21 protein-coding genes are annotated in these 19,889 nt (G+C 40.7%); 6 read left to right on the top strand and 15 right to left on the bottom strand.

All coding sequences use genetic code 11. The features are described from left to right. Positions 1 to 257 (bottom strand): HvfA family oxazolone/thioamide-modified RiPP metallophore (locus tag CWC18_RS19640; protein WP_434063444.1); only part of this gene is annotated, 257 nt, incomplete at its 3' end. 154 nt (positions 258 to 411) lie between these two features. Here CWC18_RS19640 and CWC18_RS19645 point away from each other — a divergent pair. After that, positions 412 to 1,398, top strand: coding sequence for a tRNA-dihydrouridine synthase (locus CWC18_RS19645; RefSeq protein WP_138675949.1), 987 nt, complete (start codon positions 412 to 414; stop codon positions 1,396 to 1,398). 35 nt (positions 1,399 to 1,433) lie between these two features. Beyond that, positions 1,434 to 1,784: a conjugal transfer protein TraR gene (locus CWC18_RS19650; protein ID WP_138675942.1), complete on the top strand. Its 351-nt coding sequence runs from the start codon at positions 1,434 to 1,436 to the stop codon at positions 1,782 to 1,784. Here CWC18_RS19650 and CWC18_RS19655 read toward each other — a convergent pair. The 10 genes from CWC18_RS19655 to CWC18_RS19700 all read right to left on the bottom strand — a co-directional run bounded on the left by CWC18_RS19655 (position 1,774) and on the right by CWC18_RS19700 (position 11,849). After that, a complete protein-coding gene (locus CWC18_RS19655; RefSeq protein ID WP_138675943.1) occupies positions 1,774 to 2,766 on the bottom strand; it encodes a hypothetical protein in 993 nt (330 codons plus the stop codon). The genes CWC18_RS19650 and CWC18_RS19655 overlap by 11 nt on opposite strands. A 59-nt stretch (positions 2,767 to 2,825) precedes the next feature. After that, positions 2,826 to 4,085 carry a tetratricopeptide repeat protein gene (locus CWC18_RS19660; protein WP_138675944.1) on the bottom strand — a complete coding sequence of 420 codons (1,260 nt, stop codon included), beginning with the start codon at positions 4,083 to 4,085 and terminating at the stop codon, positions 2,826 to 2,828. Between the two features lie 11 nt (positions 4,086 to 4,096). Next, positions 4,097 to 4,711: an energy transducer TonB gene (locus tag CWC18_RS19665; protein ID WP_138593583.1), complete on the bottom strand. Its 615-nt coding sequence runs from the start codon at positions 4,709 to 4,711 to the stop codon at positions 4,097 to 4,099. Continuing rightward, the gene (locus CWC18_RS19670; protein WP_138593584.1) at positions 4,711 to 5,115 is read right to left on the bottom strand and encodes an ExbD/TolR family protein; all 405 of its coding nucleotides are present in this window, start codon (positions 5,113 to 5,115) and stop codon (positions 4,711 to 4,713) included. The genes CWC18_RS19665 and CWC18_RS19670 overlap by 1 nt, the downstream gene beginning before the upstream one ends. A gap of 14 nt (positions 5,116 to 5,129) precedes the next feature. Beyond that, positions 5,130 to 5,654, bottom strand: a complete 525-nt coding sequence (locus CWC18_RS19675; RefSeq protein WP_138593585.1) for a MotA/TolQ/ExbB proton channel family protein — start codon at positions 5,652 to 5,654, stop codon at positions 5,130 to 5,132. Then, positions 5,654 to 7,018, bottom strand: a complete 1,365-nt coding sequence (locus CWC18_RS19680) for a MotA/TolQ/ExbB proton channel family protein (RefSeq protein WP_138593586.1) — start codon at positions 7,016 to 7,018, stop codon at positions 5,654 to 5,656. Before CWC18_RS19680 ends, CWC18_RS19675 begins: the two co-directional genes overlap by 1 nt. 7 nt (positions 7,019 to 7,025) lie before the next feature. Beyond that, positions 7,026 to 7,796, bottom strand: coding sequence for a DUF3450 domain-containing protein (locus CWC18_RS19685; RefSeq protein WP_138593587.1), 771 nt, complete (start codon positions 7,794 to 7,796; stop codon positions 7,026 to 7,028). A gap of 413 nt (positions 7,797 to 8,209) precedes the next feature. After that, positions 8,210 to 8,848, bottom strand: a complete 639-nt coding sequence (locus CWC18_RS19690) for a CatA-like O-acetyltransferase (protein WP_138593588.1) — start codon at positions 8,846 to 8,848, stop codon at positions 8,210 to 8,212. 90 nt (positions 8,849 to 8,938) lie between these two features. After that, positions 8,939 to 9,979 carry a Leu/Phe/Val dehydrogenase gene (locus CWC18_RS19695; protein ID WP_138593589.1) on the bottom strand — a complete coding sequence of 347 codons (1,041 nt, stop codon included), beginning with the start codon at positions 9,977 to 9,979 and terminating at the stop codon, positions 8,939 to 8,941. Between the two features lie 343 nt (positions 9,980 to 10,322). Beyond that, positions 10,323 to 11,849: a fumarate hydratase gene (locus CWC18_RS19700; RefSeq protein WP_138675945.1), complete on the bottom strand. Its 1,527-nt coding sequence runs from the start codon at positions 11,847 to 11,849 to the stop codon at positions 10,323 to 10,325. A 157-nt stretch (positions 11,850 to 12,006) separates the two neighbouring features. Between CWC18_RS19700 and pabB the strand changes: the two genes are divergently transcribed. The 4 genes from pabB to CWC18_RS19720 all read left to right on the top strand — a co-directional run bounded on the left by pabB (position 12,007) and on the right by CWC18_RS19720 (position 16,840). Beyond that, positions 12,007 to 13,368, top strand: coding sequence for an aminodeoxychorismate synthase component I (pabB, locus tag CWC18_RS19705; protein ID WP_138593591.1), 1,362 nt, complete (start codon positions 12,007 to 12,009; stop codon positions 13,366 to 13,368). Between the two features lie 14 nt (positions 13,369 to 13,382). Further along, positions 13,383 to 13,946 carry an NUDIX hydrolase gene (locus CWC18_RS19710; protein ID WP_138593592.1) on the top strand — a complete coding sequence of 188 codons (564 nt, stop codon included), beginning with the start codon at positions 13,383 to 13,385 and terminating at the stop codon, positions 13,944 to 13,946. Positions 13,947 to 14,036: 90 nt separating this feature from the next. Continuing rightward, positions 14,037 to 15,413, top strand: a complete 1,377-nt coding sequence (locus CWC18_RS19715; RefSeq protein ID WP_138593593.1) for an L-serine ammonia-lyase — start codon at positions 14,037 to 14,039, stop codon at positions 15,411 to 15,413. 485 nt (positions 15,414 to 15,898) lie between these two features. Further along, positions 15,899 to 16,840 (top strand): hypothetical protein, encoded by a 942-nt coding sequence (locus CWC18_RS19720; RefSeq protein ID WP_138675946.1) that lies wholly within the window; start codon positions 15,899 to 15,901, stop codon positions 16,838 to 16,840. Positions 16,841 to 16,924: 84 nt separating this feature from the next. Here CWC18_RS19720 and CWC18_RS19725 read toward each other — a convergent pair whose 3' ends face one another. The 4 genes from CWC18_RS19725 to CWC18_RS19740 all read right to left on the bottom strand — a co-directional run. Continuing rightward, positions 16,925 to 17,737: a DUF4198 domain-containing protein gene (locus tag CWC18_RS19725; RefSeq protein ID WP_138593595.1), complete on the bottom strand. Its 813-nt coding sequence runs from the start codon at positions 17,735 to 17,737 to the stop codon at positions 16,925 to 16,927. A gap of 5 nt (positions 17,738 to 17,742) precedes the next feature. After that, positions 17,743 to 18,231 carry a DUF2271 domain-containing protein gene (locus CWC18_RS19730; protein ID WP_138675947.1) on the bottom strand — a complete coding sequence of 163 codons (489 nt, stop codon included), beginning with the start codon at positions 18,229 to 18,231 and terminating at the stop codon, positions 17,743 to 17,745. A gap of 27 nt (positions 18,232 to 18,258) precedes the next feature. Further along, positions 18,259 to 18,834 (bottom strand): PepSY-associated TM helix domain-containing protein, encoded by a 576-nt coding sequence (locus CWC18_RS19735; RefSeq protein ID WP_138593597.1) that lies wholly within the window; start codon positions 18,832 to 18,834, stop codon positions 18,259 to 18,261. 366 nt (positions 18,835 to 19,200) lie between these two features. After that, the coding region (locus tag CWC18_RS19740; RefSeq protein WP_138675948.1) for a DUF885 domain-containing protein at positions 19,201 to 19,889 on the bottom strand (689 nt) is incomplete at its 5' end.

The following is a 19,889-nucleotide window of genomic DNA, read 5'->3' on the forward strand; positions in this document are numbered from 1 at the left end:
CCGCACTTACCTTCTTTTTTACCTTTTGCGTCACCGCCACATTTGCCTTCGCCGCATTTACCTTCTTTCTTTCCTTTTGCATCGCCGCCACACTTGCCTTCACCACATTTGCCTTCGCCTGCATCTAACTGGTAGCCCGCAGTCATAGTTTCAAAACCAAATGGATTAGCACTCGCTTCAGGAGCAGCTAAGCCCGCAGTACCGACTACAACAGCGCCTAACGTTAATGCAATAGAATTTTTCTTAATAGTGTTCATGCTGGATCCTCTCTGTGAAATAAACGATTCAATGAATAGACCATATGCCCAACTAAAATCTTTCACTAAAAAATAAAAAAAAGCAAATTTGTACTTAGAAACTCTCGCAGAGTCGTTTAAAATGACTGCCCTTTTTGTTGTATGAAGTAACATGATGAAACTCGTTTTAGCCCCTATGGAAGGCGTAGTAGACTTTAAAATGCGCCAATTGTTAACCGATATTGGTGGCTTTGACTTATGCGTCACAGAGTTTATTCGCGTCGTCGATTTAACTTTTCCACGCCGTGTGTTTACACGCTATTGCCCTGAGTTATTAAACGAAGGTAAAACCCGTGCTGGTACACCTGTACGAATTCAGTTACTCGGTCAAGTACCCCATGCCCTGGCAAGCAATGCTAGAAAAGCAATAATGCTTGGCTCTCATGGCATTGATTTAAACTTTGGTTGCCCGGCAAAAACCGTCAATAAAAGCAAAGGTGGTGCCGTTTTACTTAAAGAACCTGAATTAATGTATCAAATCATCAAAGCAGTGCGAGAAGCCGTACCGAGTGAACATCAAGTCAGTGCAAAAATTCGCTTAGGTTTTGATGATGACAGCAATAGCACTGAAATTATCGATGCAGTGCAAAGTGCTGGTGCTTCGAGCTTGGCTATTCATGCCCGTACTAAACGCGATGGATATAAGCCACCGGCCTATTGGGAGAAGATCCCACCTCTATTGAAGCGACTCTCCATCCCCGTGGTAGCTAATGGCGAGATTTGGCAAGTTGAAGATGCTTTATTATGCCAGCAACGCAGTGGGTGTGAAGATCTTATGCTTGGACGTGGTGCGCTCGCAACCCCAGACTTAGCTGCAAAAATTAAAGCTAAGGTTAACAACGAATACTATGAGCCTCTTCAATGGGAGCACATCATTTACCATATTATTCATTCATCTATGCACCAAGACCCAACCGCCAGCGAAAAGTATTTTTCGTCTCGTACTAAACAGTGGCTAGGGTACTTAAAACATCAGTACCCACAAGCACACCACCTTTTTGATGAAATTAAAACGTTCAAAGCTAAACAAGATGTAGTGAATGTGTTGGAGAAATATGCAAAACAACCAAGTCTTGATTCAAATCATACAGTAATTGCTTAAAGCTGGTGATAATAGTCGTTCACAGGAGAACGACTATGAATACAAAGCAGGCTGGGAACTACCAACTTAAGTTAAAAATTGAACTCGAATGCGTGCGGGATCAGTTCTTATCTGAACTCAAGCAGTCAAAACACCCCTATACTGGTGAACTCGCACACATATTAGAGAAAAGCTCGCCCAATGAGTGGCTGGACCTAATTGCCAGTAAACTTTCCTCTGAGCAATTCCCTCGCTATCGACGTTTAGTGCAACTAGAAGCTGCATTGTGCCAAATAGAGATAGGTCAATTTGGCTACTGCTGTGACTGTGAAGCCCCCCTATCACAAGAAGAGCTACAACAAGATGCTGCTACGCAAAGATGCCATCGTTGCCGCCCTAAGAACTAAAAATAACAAATGGCGTAAGTGAAAAAATAGTGGCTGGGTACAACACTGTACCTTCTACAAGTCTGTCTGCCTCAAAGTCTGTAAGCCTTAATCTTGCTTGTAGGGTCACTCTTGCTTGTTGCTTTGACCACCCTTGATAATGTAAACCAATATCAATTTCCATAAGTGATAAAAATAGTCGCGTAATATCAGAGTTATGCGTCAAGGTACAGTGTTTTGCAGTGGCTGGTAAATTTGTATAGGCATCAACCCAATTTAACCCTGGAACTAACTCACAATACGATTGTAGATAACTTAGTGCGACATGACTTGCTTTCGTTATCGGCAACTCCAATAAAACCTTTCTACCACGATGCGCTAATTCTGTTTGAATTTTATTAAGCGTTTCGTTCGGCGATTTACTCATACTATAATAATAGTTTAACTTACTTTGGTACCATTCTTTACCATTAGGGTGCTGGTAAAGCCCTAGGCGTGTTCTCGGTTTATACTGAGCTAAATACTCTTTTAATTTTTTGGCATCACCGGTAGCCTCTTCAAGATAGTCAATTAGTATACTTCGCTCATACCTTGAGAGTAAAATATGACTCTCTCTCGCATCTGTGAGTCGCCTTATCACGAACTCTTCCCACTGACTTACTGCAGACATGTTTGGTTTTAGGTTGTCCACCACATTGACTTGTACCGGCCAAGGCAAGAATCGTTCAGGATATCGTTCTTGGATCTTTAGATATGCTAAATCTTCTCGTTGTTCTGAATTAAAGTTGGTGATGTCAGCGCTTTGGTAAAGGTAATGTCTGCGTTTTAAATAGTCTTCGCTAAACGGCAAAGTTAGATCTGTTGGCTGTCCAACAGCTGTATCCAAGGTGCTATTATTAGATTGTAATCCATTGCGTAATTCATCAAACGAAATAAGAGTCTGAGGTTCACAGCCAATTAGGAAAAATAAGGGAAGTAGCAAATACTTAAGTCTGCGGATCATAATAGTATTCATATAATAAAAACAGGGGCAAAAAAAAGCCCCTTGCGGGGCTTCTTATACTAGATTTTTACGCCTTTGCGTTGTGCTTTGTCTTTAATAAACGATGCCCAACCTTTTGCAAACTTGCGAGTTCTAGAGTCTTTTTGTGCTTCAACAATTGCTTGGTAAGCCTTTTTATACTTTTCTTGGTATAAATAAGCTTCAGCTAAGTCGGTATATGTCATCCCTTTCTTTTCAATGCCCAATTCTAACGCTTTGTTTAATCTCTTAACCGCTGCGCTAAACTTTTGCTCTGTAAGTAAAAGACTACCGGCTTTTCTATAAAGCTCAGCATCGTCGTCAAACTTTGCTGCTTCTTCATAGTATTTAGCTGCTGTGACCAAGTTTTTCGCTTGATGAAAATAGCTAGCCGTTGCTGTTACATTCTTTTTCACACGTTCAATCTTACCGTCTTTAATTGCTTTTTCAAAAACAACTGCAGCCTTGTAAGGTATCTCGTTCAAAGAATAGTAACTGCCTAATATCTTGTAATGGTTTTCTTTTTCAAAGTAGCCTTTTTTATAAGCAACTTCCATAACAGTCTGACCTTGTGCATATTGTTCAGTCTGCATGTAAAAAGACCCTAAACGAGTCCAGCTTTGTGGATCTTCAGGGAATAACTTAACCAATGTCTCTGCGACTTTAACTGCTTCACGATACTTTTTGAGTTCAAAAAACGCACCAATCTTTATCATATGATATTGCTTGTTGGGTTCTTTTTCTAACTCAATCGCTTTGTTAGCAGGCTCAATAACTTTTGAATACTGCTTAAGTTCATAATAACCTTGAGCAATACGTGCATACACTTTACTGTCTTGTTCACCAGTAAAATCCATCCAATCGTTGTAAGCTTGAATCGCTTCTTTAAATTTCGACGTTCCTGATAATAAGTCACCTAGTAACTTATATAAGTCAGCCTGATCTTTAAAGTTCAATACATCTGGCGCAATTGCTAAACGGCTATATTTTATAGCCTCAGCGTACTTTTCTTTTTGCGCATACATGCTACCAAGATATCGATTAACGGTCGCTTTATCAAAATCATTTGATGGATCGAGTTCTTTTAATGAAGCAATCGCTTCATCAATTTTATCCTCGTTATACAAGTCAAAAGCTTTAACCACTTTTTTACCTGTACGCTCACCCATGATTTTGGTTTTCGCGTTTTTACGTTCTTCAATCTTAGCGAAATCAGGGGCAGCAATAGCAGCTGTGCTATAAACAGTTCCTGACAAAGACATTAGTAGAGCAAGAGCTGTAGCTTTCTTTAAGTGCGTCATTTCTTGCCCCCTTAATCTTGGTTAAGTTTAAAGTCAAGTTGAACAGTAAGGCCAGGCTGCTTTAGCGGCTTTCCGTCAACAATCTTAGGTCGGTACTTCCATTTACGTAACGCTCTAACCGCTTCACGGTTAAAAATACGCTTAGGCTCAGCTGCAATAACTTTTACGTCATCTACGCCACCTAGCTCGTTAATTGTAAATGAAAGCTGTACCCAACCTTCTTTACCATCACGTGCAGCTTGTGTTGGGTATTTAGGTTCAATTCGAACGATTGGTGTAGCATCACCATCACGTCCAAACGCACCAGGACCACTAAGACCACCAGCTGTTCCCCCTAAACTGATGCTAGGCATATTAAAACCAATAGCACCCGCTGCAGGGTTTGCATTTTCAGGTTGAGGCGGCTGCGGTTTAGGCGGCTGCTTCGGTGGAGGTGGCGGTGGAGGCGGAACACGTTTCCGCTCCTGCACCTCTGATTCAGGCGGATTCGTCAAAATTTCGACAACTATCTGCTCTTTTTGCTCATTTGATCTATCAGCACCGCCGGAGATCAAATAAGACATAAAAAAGAACAAGCCGAAAGTAACTGCCCCACCTGCAATCAGTGAAAACAGAAAACGAATCATTACTTAGCTCCAGCGATTGAAATCTTAAGACGGTCATCGGTCGCCTTAATCGCATCCATTACTTTCACAACAACACCGTGTTTTGCACCTTTATCCGCTTGGATAATGATGGTTTCAGTTGGTTGTTCTGCAATGATGCTTTCAAGGTTTGCACTAACACGTTCAACATCCACTTGACGCTTGTCCATCCAAATCTCACCATTTTCACGGATAGCGATAAAGACGTTAGCATTTTTGGTCTGTTGAGCTTGAGCAGCCTTAGGCTTCTTAACTTCAATACCCGCTTCTTTCACGAAAGAAGTGGTAACGATGAAGAAGATCAGCATGATGAATACGATGTCTAGCATCGGTGTCATATCTACTGCTGCTTCTTCTTCTTCACGAAAACGTTGTTTACGTGCCATATTTATTTCTCTCTCTAGTGATGTGGCAGACTGTCCACAAGGCTTGCTTTAGCCATTTTCGCTCTTGCTTCAAGGCGAGTGCTAAAGAAAACACCTGACAGTGCCGCAACCATTCCAGCCATCGTTGGTACCGTTGCCATTGAAATACCCGATGCCATCAATCGTGCGTTACCAGTACCTTGGGTAGCCATAGTTTCAAAAACTGTGATCATACCTGTTACGGTTCCTAGTAAGCCTATTAATGGACACATAGCTACCAATGTTTTGATAATCAACATACGCTCATCTAATTTCTCAGACGCTTCAGAAATCCATGCATCACGAATTCTGTGTGCGTACCAAGACGTTGTGTCTTGGCGGGCGTCCCACTTAGCTACAATATCCGCTTTCATTCTCGGGTATTCAGCTAGTAGGAACCAATAGCGCTCTATCATTAAAACCCACATAAGAAAGAGTGCTATTGCGACCACGTATAATACTTGGCCGCCTGTGCCAACAAAATCCCTGATAGATTCCCAGGTCTCCATCAGGACTAGCATTAGGCTTTCTCCTTCTCCGCGTGTACTGCGACAATGCCAGCACTTTGCTCGTCGAGGACATGTAGAATTGATTTACTACGGCCTGCAACGATAGCGTGTAATAGAATTAAAGGTAGAGCAGCAATTAGACCTAGAGCAGTTGTTACTAGCGCTAGAGAGATATTACCTGCCATGATTTTCGGATCACCAGTACCAAACAGTGTAATAGATTCGAATGTTTGAATCATACCAACAACCGTACCTAATAGACCTAGTAAAGGTGCGATAGCTGCAAGGATCTTGATGATATTGATACCAGCTTCAACACGCGGCGTTTCACGTAAGATTGCTTCATCAAGCTTAAGCTCAAGGTTTTCAACATCTTGATTCTTGTTATCTTGGTAAACTTTCAAGATACGTCCAAGAGGGTTATTTTCATTAGGAGTATTGATGTTTTTCATTTGCGCTTTCATTTTCGCGCCAACTACCATTAGGTCAACAAAACGAACTAGGGCAATAATTGCACCTAGAATAAGCAATGCTGTAATGATATAACCAACTAAATCCCCTTGATGCCAACGTTCTTCGTTCGTTGCACGCTGAGTGTTTAAGCGTAAGATAGAACCACGAGTTGGATCGACATAGAACTTAGCGTAAGAACCAGCACTAGTACCTAGAAGTTCATCTGCTTGGTTAAGTACATAACCGTCAGGTTGTTTACCTAGTGGTACGATTGCTTTATTTGCTGCATCATAAAGTACGTAACCGTCTTTAGTAATAAGGTTGAAGTTACCAACACGCGTTACTTGCTTAACTTTTACTTCACCGCTTAACTCAGCTACCTGAGCTTCAAAGGTAGATACTTTTGCAGATTCCGTCATCTCAGTCTGGAATGCAATCCAAAGCTCTTCTAACTCACGTGTAGTTGGAAGCTCTTTAGCTGCAGCTAGAGAACGAAGTACTTCAGCACGTCCTGGCTTTTCTGCACTTACTAGTGATGCTTCAATTGAACCAATTGCTTCTGATGCAGAACGACGAACAACACCGAACATTTCACCTAAAGTACCAGTGGCATTGTTTAGTTCAACTTCTTTTTCAGCAAGTGTAATTTCATTTTGCTTAAATTCTTTACCTAAACGCTCACCACGTGCTTTTTCAGCCGCTAACTCACGCTTAGCTTTATTGAATAAAGCTTGTTTATCAGCACGTGCAGATAAAAACTCTTGCTCGCGCTTTTTGTTAAGGCTGCCTTCAGAAATACGCGTTTGCTTTACTTCTTGAAGGATTTTGTCTAGTGCTTCAGTATTTGCATGAGCATTAAGCGCGGCACCTGCAGAAACAGATAGTGCTGCAGCAACTGCAAAACCTTTAAATAGTTTCTTCATTTTTATATTACTCCGCGCCAAAGATTGGTAATGCAACAAGATCTGGGGCTGCCTGATTACGAGCGATACGGATCATATCTTTAATCGGCTTAAGGTATTCTTCACCTAATACATCCCACTGTTTTGCATCGTTGTTCCATACCCAAGCGTGTTTCATATCAAATGATTGCGCTACGTAAGCAATACGTCCTAAACGTGCAAAATCAACGTTAATATTTTTACCGTCAATTTCTAGAGAACCTTGTGACGCAGCAATACCTGAACTGTAACCAGTTTCAACAGTATATGCTTCTAGCACTTGGCGGAATTTTTCTGAAGTCGTTACTTTTGAATTAGAAAGCAAACCACGAAGTTTTTCAACTCGACCCATACGAGTATCAGTATCAAACGGAACGTCCGCTTTGATGAATTGCTCAAGCGTATCGATCATGCGATACATCAAAGGCACAACGTCTTGTTTGGTCTTTTCGATTGTTCCGATCTGACGGTCGAAAGACTCGATACCTGCGCGCTGGTCCATAACCAAACGCTCAACGTGATCATTATAAACTTTAAGAAGTTCAGTTTCGTCTACAACACCACGATATTCGCCGATCAACTCTTGAGTTTGACCGAAGATGTTGTCGATTTTTTCTTGAGACTTTTGAGCAGCCTTTTGAGTTTGTTGACCTACTTTTTGCAAGTCGTTCAAAGGATCTGCAATCACATTGCTGCTTGCAAATGCTGTAGCACCTAAAAGTGCTGTAGCTACAAGACTCTTTCTGATTTTAACAGACATAGTTCCCAACCAATTAAGTAATGTTACTTTTATAATTTTATCGCTCTTTACAGAGCAACCCTGATATCTTTTAACAGATATCAACTGTCCAATAATGCTAAATGCAAGTCCATGTGTCAACTTCACAGGCAAAACAATTTTTGTTGACAATAAAAAATAAACTCGATGTAAAACAAAAAATTAACACGCATTTTTTACGGTAAAGCCTGTAGCCTTTGATTATAAAGCAGTTAAGCCATCTTATTTACAATTTATTACAACACAACAAAATATTGTAATTGATTTATATTTTTCGTAAAAACAAAAGCTAAAGCACTGAATAAAATAAACTTTTTGCTTTAATATAAAATTTTTCATTGTCATTTCCTCACTAAATGGCATACAACGAGCTAACTGACTAAAAAAACATCTAACTAAACAACGAATTTTAGTATTTGATTCTCAATCTCAGTGATTAATCTCGCTACATGCACACCATCCATAAGGCCATGATGAACCTCTATATTTAAAGGGATCGTGCCGTTTTCCGGATTAAACTTTCCAAATACAAACTTTGGGATACCACTGCCTTGTGAACGCGCGAAAACAGCATGACTAAAGCTCGTAAAGCTAAACCATGGCAATATAGAAACATATACTTGGTTCAAATCTTTCGCTGCAGCTAAAAACACATCATTTAGCAAGGGCATCTTTAAGTGAGTTTCTTTTGACAATTGCGCATTTCTAGCAAAAGAAAAAATATCAGAGTATGTCTCTAACGGTACAAAACGAAATGTCTCGTCCTCTTTTAAGAATACAGTGCTGAGAGTGACCGTTTCTGTCACAACAACCTCGTCATCAGTAATTCGATACCTAATGGGCTCATATGTTTCAATTGCCTGAGATAAGCAATACAAATAACAATGCGTAAATGACACTTTATGTCGCTTAGCAAACTTGTGTAACCTGCCAATCTGTAAATCGACCGTAACATTAAAGTTGGGCTGTTCAAACTCTTTATAAAAAGCAAAGTGTGCAGAACGCGACCAACTTGCTTTATCAATCACTTTCATAAAATATCCAATAAAATAGTCACTCAACAAAAAAGGACATGCTAAGCATGTCCTTTTATTTGATCTAAGGAGTAGTAATAAACCTGTTTATTATAGTCCGTTACTGATGATCTCTTGTGCCAATTCATCCGCAATAATGTGAGTAGATTTCTGCTCTGACTCAGACCGCGCAAAAATCTCTGCTAAAGTGTCAAAAATACCTTCAACATGCTTAGTCGCTAATGCTTCATTGTAGCCTTCAGGCTTGGTTTCATAATAAACATTAATAATACCGCCAGCGTTTATTACATAATCGGGTGCGTAAAGTACGCCTTTTTCGCGTAAAATCTCACCATGGCGACATTCTGCCAATTGGTTATTTGCACAGCCTGCGATAATGTTCGCTTTAATACGAGGAATAGTTTCGTCGTTGACCGTCGCACCTAGGGCGCACGGCGCATACACATCAACATCTAAATCATATATTTCATCGATGCCGACTGCTGTTGCGCCAAAATCAGTCACAACACGATCCACTGAGGCACTGTTTATATCTGTAACAAATAATTCTGCACCCGCTTCATGAAGGTGTTTACATAACCCGTATGCAACAGCTCCTAGACCTTGAACAGAAACTTTAATCCCCGTTAAGTCTTGATGACCATATTTGTGCTGATAAGCCGCCTTGATACCTAAAAATGTTCCCAGAGCCGTAAAGGGTGAAGGGTTACCACTTTTCCCTTCAAGGCCAAGAACATAGTTGGTTTCTTCGTGCATCACCATCACATCGCCAGTGGTTATGTTAACGTCTTCTGCCGAATAATAACTGCCGCTTAAACGCTCTAAATGACGACCAAATGCTTTAAATAATGCATCAGATTTAATGGTTTTTGCATCACCAATAATCACTGATTTTCCACCACCAAATGGCAAACGTGCAACCGCATTTTTATATGTCATACCTTTAGATAGACGCAATACATCATACACAGCGTCTTCATCATCGGCGTAATCCCACATGCGACAACCGCCCACCGCAGGACCTAGCTTGGTGCTGTGTACCGCAATAATTGCTTTAAGGCCTGAAGCTTCATCAGCACAAAATACAACTTGTTCATGATTATCAAATTCAACTTGGTTAAAAACAGCCACTTTATAGTTCTCCGAAATTTTTAGCCCCTAAGGGGCGAGTAGCGCTGAAACTGCCAAAACTCTATCACTATCTGTTTTACGTTACTAGGAAATGAGATGATCAACCTACAATTTGAAACATATTCAAATACACAATGCTTAAAAACAAAAATAACAACATAAACTAACTAAAATATGATTGAAAAATGACTGAGGCAGTTAAAATATCTTTAATATGAGCAAAGTTGCTTTACGTTAACGTAAAGTGATTCAACCATGTACAGATATAATTACAAAAAAACCGCATTTAAGGTTGCCTCAAATGCGGTTTTTAGACTTTATTTTTTCACGAGCTTACTTTAGCTTACTTTAGCTTGCTATCGAGCTCTTCGATCTTCGCTTTCCAAATCGCAGGACCCTGCTCATGCGCATTAGCACCGGTGCTGTCTACCGCAACTGTGACAGGCATATCTTCCACTTCAAACTCGTAAATCGCTTCCATACCCAAATCTTCAAAAGCAACAACACGAGACTTTTTAATGGCCTTAGCCACTAAATATGCCGCACCACCTACTGCCATCAAATACACAGATTTATTTTGCTTAATCGACTCGACTGTTGCTGGGCCACGTTCAGCTTTACCTATCATGCCAACAATGCCGGTACTTTCTAACATTAAATCAGTAAATTTATCCATACGAGTTGCTGTGGTCGGGCCTGCTGGACCAACCGCTTCATCGCCAACCGCATCAACAGGACCAACGTAGTAAATAAACTTATTATTGAAGTCAACTCCTTTCGGTAAGCCTTCGCCCGAATTTATCATATCTTGTAAACGTTTGTGCGCCGCATCACGACCCGTTAAAATCTTGCCAGACAATAAGACTGTTTCGCCCATTTTCCAATCATGGGTGTCTTCTTTAGTTAACGTGTCTAAGTTGACTCGGCGTGTATCTTCGCCAACTTCCCATGTTACTTCTGGCCAATCTTCTAGCTTTGGCGCTTTAAGATCAGCGGGGCCAGAACCATCTAATGTAAAATGTACATGTCGTGTAGCAGCACAATTCGGGATCATGACTACTGGCTTTGACGCAGCATGTGTTGGTGCGGTTTTAATTTTAATATCAACTACAGTAGTTAATCCACCAAGCCCTTGAGCACCGATACCTAATTTGTTGGCACGTTCAAAAATCTCAAGACGCAGCTTTTCTTCAGCCGTTTCTGCACCTCGCTCTTGGAGTTCGTGAATATCAACTGGGTCCATTAAAGATTCTTTCGCAAGTACCGCCGCTTTTTCAGCAGTACCACCGATACCTATACCTAACATGCCTGGTGGACACCAACCAGCCCCCATTGTTGGTAAGGTTTTTTCAACCCATGCTGCAACATCATCTGATGGATTAAGCATGACCATTTTGGTTTTGTTCTCTGAGCCGCCGCCCTTTGCAGCAATCATCACTTCAACTTTTCCGCCCGCTACCATATCAATGTGAACAACAGAAGGCGTGTTATCTTTGGTGTTTTTACGGCTACCAGCTGGATCTGCTACGATAGACGCACGCAATGGATTGTCTGGGTTCAAATACGCACGGCGAGTACCTTCATCAACCATTTGCTGAACGGTTAAATCCGTTTTATCCCATTTAACATCCATACCAACTTTTACAAAACAGGTCACGATCCCAGTGTCTTGACACAATGGGCGTTTGCCTTCAGCAGACATTCGTGAGTTTATCAAAATTTGTGCTATCGCATCTTTAGCCGCTTTGCTTTCTTCTTTGTGGTACGCCTTTTCTAGCGCTTGAACAAAATCTAATGGATGATAAAAAGAAATATATTGTAAAGCATCTTCAATACTGTCGATGAAGTCTTGCTGACGGATCATACTCATGACGGTTCCTTAATTTGTGTTATTAACGCACTCAGTCAATAACAGAATACACCTAGACGATTGTGACGGTTAACAGTGACCTTACGGTGACTGTAGAAAACTAGATAAGTATGATACCCTCCTCGCCCGTTTCGGGCTAGTTTTCAGGTTCAAGTAAATGATAAATGAGCAAATCAACTGTAAAAAATTAGACATTTCGCTATCAACTGTGGCACTTTTTGAACAATTTGCCCACTTGCCACACGCAATATTACTCGACTCTAGTAATGCTCAGCATGAGAACAGCCGCTATGACATCATCAGTATTAATCCTGTTCATGTACTTGAAGCGAGATCACAAAACGTCTTTTTAGATGGTAATCCAACGCATTTAACGTGGTGTGAAATGATCCATCACCATTTGACACGGCTATGCCAAACACCTGCGCATTTCGATTTGCCATTCAACGGAGGCTGGCTTGGGTATTTCGGCTACGACCTAGGCCGCTACATAGAAAAGTTACCGGACTATGCACAACAAGATATTAAGTTACCAGACATGGTGGTTGGCTTATATCTTGATGCTTTAATTAAAGATAACCTGACCAACACATGGTACTACGTCTCACAACCGAATGTTGATAACGAACAAAGTTACCTTTCATTACTAAATAATAATGATAAACAAACTAACATTACCCCATTTCGTTTAAAAAACGATTGGGTGTCTAATCTTACGCAAGCACAATACTTTGAGAAATTCGAGCAGATCCAAGCATATTTGAAAAGCGGCGACTGTTATCAAATCAACCTCGCACAACGCTTTAGTGCAAGTTTTACTGGTACACCATGGGACGCCTATAAAACGCTTCAAACCCAGAACAAAGCCCCTTTTTCTGCTTTTATAAATTTGCCTAACGGTGCCATTCTATCAGTATCGCCAGAGCGATTTTTATTGGTTAACGGGAAGCAAGTTGAGTCAAAACCTATAAAAGGCACCTTGCCGAGGCTAGAGGACAGTGATGCGGATCACCAACAAAGCATCAAATTGCAACATAGTCCCAAAGACCGTGCAGAAAATGTGATGATTGTGGATTTGCTCCGAAATGATTTAGGCAAAGTTGCAAAGCCTGGGTCTGTATGTGTCCCCAAACTATTTCACATAGAAAGCTTTCCTGCAGTGCATCACTTAGTTAGTACCGTAACCAGTGAACTCGCTGACGGTAAAACTGCGGTCGACCAATTAAACGCAGCATTCCCAGGTGGTTCGATTACTGGCGCACCTAAAATTCGAGCTATGGAAATTATTGAAGAGCTTGAACCACATAGACGCAGCGTTTATTGTGGCTCTATTGGTTACCTTAGTGCATGTGGTCGGATGGACACCTCCATCACAATTCGAACTCTAGTATGCGATGAGCAGCACATTTATTGCTGGGCTGGCGGCGGTATTGTGGCGGATTCAGATGCAAACAGTGAATACAAAGAAACTTTTCATAAAGTACAAAAAATATTGCCTATACTTAGAACCAGTGAATAAATGTAGGAGCGAATGTGACACTAACAGATGTTGTAGCCCGGTTTCACATTCATGCTGAAATATGCAAATGTCCGTTGCCACAGGGTAAAGTGCGTGACAGCGCAATTTTGTTGCCTCTTGTCGAGAAAAACGGTGAAGCAGCTTTGCTCTTTTGTAAACGACCTGCTTACTTACACCATCACCCAAGCCAAATTTGCTTTCCTGGTGGTAAAGTAGAGCCGCACGATATGTCTAAAACCGATACAGCTATCCGAGAAACGCGCGAAGAGTTAGGTATTAATCCAAAAGATATTACACCTCTGGGGCAACTCAAAGAGCATCACACCTTAACAGGTTTCAGTATTATGCCCGTTGTAGCAACTCTCAGTAATGACACGACTTGGCATACAAACAGTGATGAAGTGGACCGTGCCTTCACCATTAACATATCTGAACTGCTAAACAATCGTAACTGGCAAAGTATTCACGTTGAACACGCGGGAGCCAGTCGCAAAATGGATGGGTTTTTAACCCCCCATGGCCTACTTTGGGGTGCGACTGCCAGTGTGGTAAAAAACTTTATCAAACTCGTTAAATAAGCATAATAAATTCATAATTGAACTGGTTACAATTATCTTTTTTAAAGTTATGATGTGCGCCCGTTCAAAAGGCAATGTTGAGTAAAGAATATGATTAGTGCATTTGATATGTTTAGTATCGGTATTGGTCCTTCGTCGTCACATACCGTTGGTCCAATGCGCGCGTCTCGCTTATTCGTATCAGATTTACAATCTCAAGGGATCATCGAAGACGTTACAGCGGTAAAAGTAGAGCTATATGGTTCATTAGGACAAACTGGTATTGGGCACGGTTCTGGTAAAGCCGTTATTCTTGGGCTTGCAGGTTACGACCCAGAAACCATTGATGCTGATGCCGTACCTTCAATTTTAGATAAAATAGAACAAGAACAAATTATTTATCTGGATCAGACAAAACAAGCCGCTTTCCCAAAGCAAGGTACCATTGTTTTTCATCGACGAAAAACCTTACCTAAACATTCAAATGCAATGGAGATCATCGCATTTAACGGCGAAGAACGAATTCACAGTCAAGTTTATTACTCTATTGGTGGTGGCTTTATTGTTACCGATGAGCAATTTGACAGTGAAAAACAAGCCGCGTTAGATGTACGAGAGCAAAACCCGGCACCGTATTTATTTGAAAACGCAGCTGAACTTCTTACCCTATGCAAAGATTCTGGTCTAAGTGTGTCGTCTTTAATGATGGCCAATGAAAAAACCCTCCGTTCAGAAGTTGATATCAAAGCCGAGTTGTTTAATATTTGGCAAGTTATGAAAGCCTGTATTGAACGGGGTATGAAAACCGAAGGTATCCTACCAGGTGGTTTAAAAGTTCGTCGCCGTGCACCCAGCTTATATCTAAAGTTGAACGTAGAAGACAGTAACGACCCACTGCGCGCTATGGATTGGGTTGATTTATTTGCATTAGCCGTCAATGAAGAAAATGCAGCTGGCGGGCGTGTAGTTACCGCTCCCACAAATGGTGCGGCAGGGATTTTACCGTCGGTATTGATGTATTATCACACCTTCATTCGTGAAGTAGACGAAGAAATTGCAACTCGTTACCTATTAACCGCAGCCGCTATTGGTATTTTATATAAAAAGAATGCCTCTATCTCTGGTGCTGAAGTAGGCTGTCAAGGTGAAGTCGGCGTCGCGTGCTCAATGGCAGCAGGCGCATTAACCGAAATAATGGGAGGTAATGTGGTTCATGTTGAAAATGCAGCTGAAATCGGCATGGAACATAATTTAGGCCTCACCTGTGATCCTGTGGGTGGGTTAGTACAGGTACCATGTATTGAGCGTAATGCCATGGGGGCAGTTAAAGCCATTAACGCATCGCGCCTCGCTATTCGCGGAAGCGGTGAGCAAAAAGTATCTCTCGATAAAGTAATAAAAACCATGCTAGATACTGGTAATGATATGAAAACTAAGTATAAAGAAACGGCACGAGGCGGTTTAGCCGTTAATATTATCGAATGTTAACATATTGATTAAATCATTTTGTAAAAAACCCAAGCCAATATAGCTTGGGTTTTTTTGTTTCACTGTTAGTCCGACCCATTTCTAATAGACCGCCCATATTCAGCGAACTCTAATACAAGCGCAGACCAATCATCACCTGACTGTGATAAGTCATTTTGCTCGTTTATGACACCATTCATATTAAAAACATTTTAATGATGATAGACCCTTAGCAAACCAAGCTTTTAAAGATGCGATGCCCGCAAAAATGCAAATTCATCATGAAAAGTGTAAGCGCTCACTTAATTTATTCTTGAGCCACAATTTGTAAATGACCTATATTATGGGCTTGAGATACGCATTTGATATTGTCTACAAACTACATGCTTTCGAATACATAAATTTCATGGTGCAACGCCGCTTGCACTTTTTTCACAAGCAATGCATTTATTTCTATTTTTCTATGTTATATCGTAGTAAATCTATTTATTTATAGAGCGCACCCTATGCTCAAAATACTTTTTATTATTATGCTCACAAGCACCGCTTTTTTGAGCTCAGCTAAGCCCAGCCAATTTCTCGTATATGGTGATATGCCTTATTCTCACATAGACGCTGATATGCTTCGTAAGCCCTCTGGGTTGCTGTACCAAGCCGTACGAAAAACGCCGCATGACTTTATTGCACATGTTGGAGATATAAAATCGGGTGCGGCGCCTTGTACCAACGCAATTTTAAAAGAAAACTATGCACTCATTAGTGAAATAAGCCGCCAGCCATTTATTTATACGCCTGGAGACAATGACTGGACGGACTGTGACAGAAAAAGCCTTACCCCCCGCTACGATGAACTAGAACGGCTAAAGTTCATTCGCTCTGAATTCGCTCGCTCTGCAGTCAAGCTTAACCATTATGAACGACAAACAACGCAACCAGAAAACCAAACGTGGTTACATAACAATATTCGCTTTATTACCTTACACGTAGTTGGCACAAATAATGGTCGTAGACAAATTCTTCTCTCGAATAAAAAACAAGCCCGAGCACAGATCAATATACGGGATGAGCACAATGTTACATGGCTAAGACGCAACTTGAATCCTAATTTATCAGCAGCCGTTATTTTCATGCAGGCTGATATTTTTGTAAATCCGAAATACAACAAGTCATGCACAGAAAACAGGCAAAAAAAGTGTGATGGATTTAAAGAGTATAAAGCGTTGCTGAACGATATTACTAAAAAGTATGACTTTCCTATCCTTGTAAGTCATGGGGATACAAAAGCGTTTTGTTTATCAAAAAGACCTTCTGGATTATGGCGACTTAATGGCCCCGGCGACTTTCAATATTTAGATATTGCGCAAGTCAGCATAGACATCGAAAATAAAGTAGCTCCTTTTTCTGTCAGAGCCTTACTCGCAGATAAGGTAATATCAGATTGCCAGTAATTCTGGCAATCTGATAAATGATCATGTTTCTATGTAACTAAAACGTTAACTCCGTACTGTATAAGCTACCTACTTGCTTGATACTTAATTCAATACAGCTTCAAACGTGAAGAAAATCTGACCACCCATTTCATCTGCCAATGCGTCATGTGTAAGTGATTTTTTAAATTCAGCCACTAACAAATAACGTCCTGCATCAGCGAGAGTAAACGAGATCTCTCCATTATTATCAGACACAACTTTCAACGCATTGAGATCATTCCTATATCGAGCACCATCTTTAATAATTTCAACCTCAACACCTTGCTGTGGTTTACCATTAAATAATAACTGTAACTGGGCTTTTTCATTTTGCGCAATATCAGAGGGGTGAGTGATCGGCTTAAGCTCTAGCCCGTTATTAGTTAAACTATAATTATCGTTTGGCGCATTTAATGTCACAAATGTCATTACTTGAGCCTGAGAGGCCAATGTCGTGACATTCTTTGCACCCTTCGGAAGCTTGTCAGCTCGGTTTGCCTTACTGACATTACGCAACCATTGTGTGCCCTCTTTTCCTGATATCTCGTAACTTGTCCAGTAACTCACATTACTGTCCAAATACAATTTATAAGTGCCTTCTTCAGTCAAATGAATATCAACGACACTCTTGCGATGACCACGATAACTTGAACTGGGACGAGAGCGTTCACCATTTGGTTTTATAATGGTAAATCTATCTGAACCCATAGGTTTATCAACGTTAAATGTTTCATTCGATGCTGTAACATCGGCCATGATCCATACTTTGTCTTCTGCTGACACGCTAAAATGTGTCGGTAAAATCCAGCGATCATGCGCCTGTGCTGAGGTCGCCATCGTGAATGCTAACATAGCGAATAATTTTAATTTAGACATGGTTTTTATTCCTTAATCGAAAATGTTGTAGGATTTGTTTCTAAAGTACCTTGAAGGTCATAAGACTGCGCTTGTCCATTTAAGCGAAATTTTTGCTTTATCATTGCGCGACCACCATTTTCTCTCACAACCTCAAATTTTAGCGTGTAGTTACCCTGTGCTAAAGGCTCACCATTGTCATCATTGGTTGAAAAGTTAAGGCGATAATCACCTGCTGGACGTGTCGCTGATGTGACAGAATCAACCAACTCAGGAGCGCGCCGACCTACTTTTCTCCACCAGGTGCGGATATCTTTAAGCCACTTAGCCCCTTCACGCCAAAGTACTAAAGTACGTACACTTTTACCTGTGTCATCCTCAATCCACACAGCAACATACGGGTTGTGGTACTCTCCTGTTTGTTTTGCTAAATTGATCGAAAGCTCGATTTCTGCCCCCCTTGCTTGAACGGTAAAAATTAACGCAAATACTAAAACTACCCATGCTTTTATCATTTTCTTTCCTCGAAAAATTCAACCGTGCTACACATAAAGTACGTAGCAAAAAAATACCGCTAGAGTTGTTACTAAACTCAACGCTAAGGTTTTATTTACACGTCTTTGTGCCAGCGCTAACACCAAACCTGTCATACTGAATAAAATCATCAATATGGCACTTATATCGATAATAAATCGCCATAATGCGCCGCTATTACGACCCTTGTGTAAATCATTTAGCTTTGCCCACACACCATAATTGGTTTTTTCTACAAACACTTCGGCACTTTCTAAGTCAATCGTGATTGCCAAATGTGTGCCAGGCCCTTTGTCACTAATAAAAAGCTCATAATCATCTCGCTCTAAGGTAAACCGTTTACCAGTAAACCACCGCTGTTGGTGTAAATACTTTATCAGCTCTCCCTGATGCTCTTCGCCTAGTAAAGAACGAGGCAATTGAAACTCTAATTCATCAACATGTGCTTTGTTATCTGCAAACCATTCGGGGTGGTTTAATGTTACCCCTGTCACGGAAAAAAACACCATCAAGGTTAACAACGCCATAGACACGTAAACATGGATCAAACGAGAATAGTTAAGGAAAGACTTATTAACTCGCACTACTGACTTCCTAAAGTTTTGATTAATTACCACAAGACACGACGAATCACTGTTTTAACCTTAATACAGCACACCACAGCTCAGCTGCAAACGTTGCCATTTAAAAGACATAACTTCTATTATTACAGAGAGAAATAAGATGGTTTACCGCTTATCACAGTGTGAAGACCAGACGATTGTATTTACCAAAAATACAGAGTAAAACCCAAATAAATTCAGATCACAGAGGAAGAAATTAAATACTTACATATATGCAACACTAGAGAAACCAAAACAAATAAAAACAGCTCGCCAGCCATATATACAAAAAGAAAAGCCAGCTGAATTCAAGCTGGCTTTATGATAAAGAATACGAGGGTAATTACGTTATTCGCTTTTTTCTGCAATATAACTATCAATGATTTTTTCTAGTATAGTTAAAGGCACGGCCCCATTTTTCAGCACAGCATCATGAAATTCAGCCAGTTCAAACTTATCACCCAAGGCTGTTTTAGCCTTCTCTCTTAACGCTAGTATTTTTATCATACCGACTTTATATGAACAGGCTTGTGCTGGATTCACAATATAACGTTCAACTTCAGCCACAGCATCCGAATATGCCTTTCCCGTATTTTCAAGCATGTAAGTAATTGCTTGCTCTCGAGTCCATTTTTTGGCATGGATCCCCGTATCTACCACTAATCGAACGGCTCTAAAAATTTCAGCTTGCAACCTGCCCAAATTATCAAGCGGCTCATCTTGAAAACCCAATTCCCACGCCAATTGCTCTGTATATAAAGCCCAGCCTTCTGAATATGAAGAAAAAGGCGACATACGCCTAATCATTGGCATTCCTGCCAATTTTTGTGTAATTGACAGCTGAAAGTGGTGACCTGGGATCCCCTCATGATATGCTAATGTACGCATACCATATTTAGGCGTTGCTTTTATATCATATAAATTAACTGAGAAGCGCCCCGGACGGCTGCCATCCATAGAGGGTGGTTGATAATAAGCTCCCGGAGAAGTCTGCTCTTTAAATTTTGGGATCCTAACTAGGCCTTGTTGATCAAATA

The sequence above is a fragment of the Pseudoalteromonas aurantia genome, assembly GCF_005886875.1.
GTDB lineage: Bacteria > Pseudomonadota > Gammaproteobacteria > Enterobacterales > Alteromonadaceae > Pseudoalteromonas > Pseudoalteromonas aurantia_A.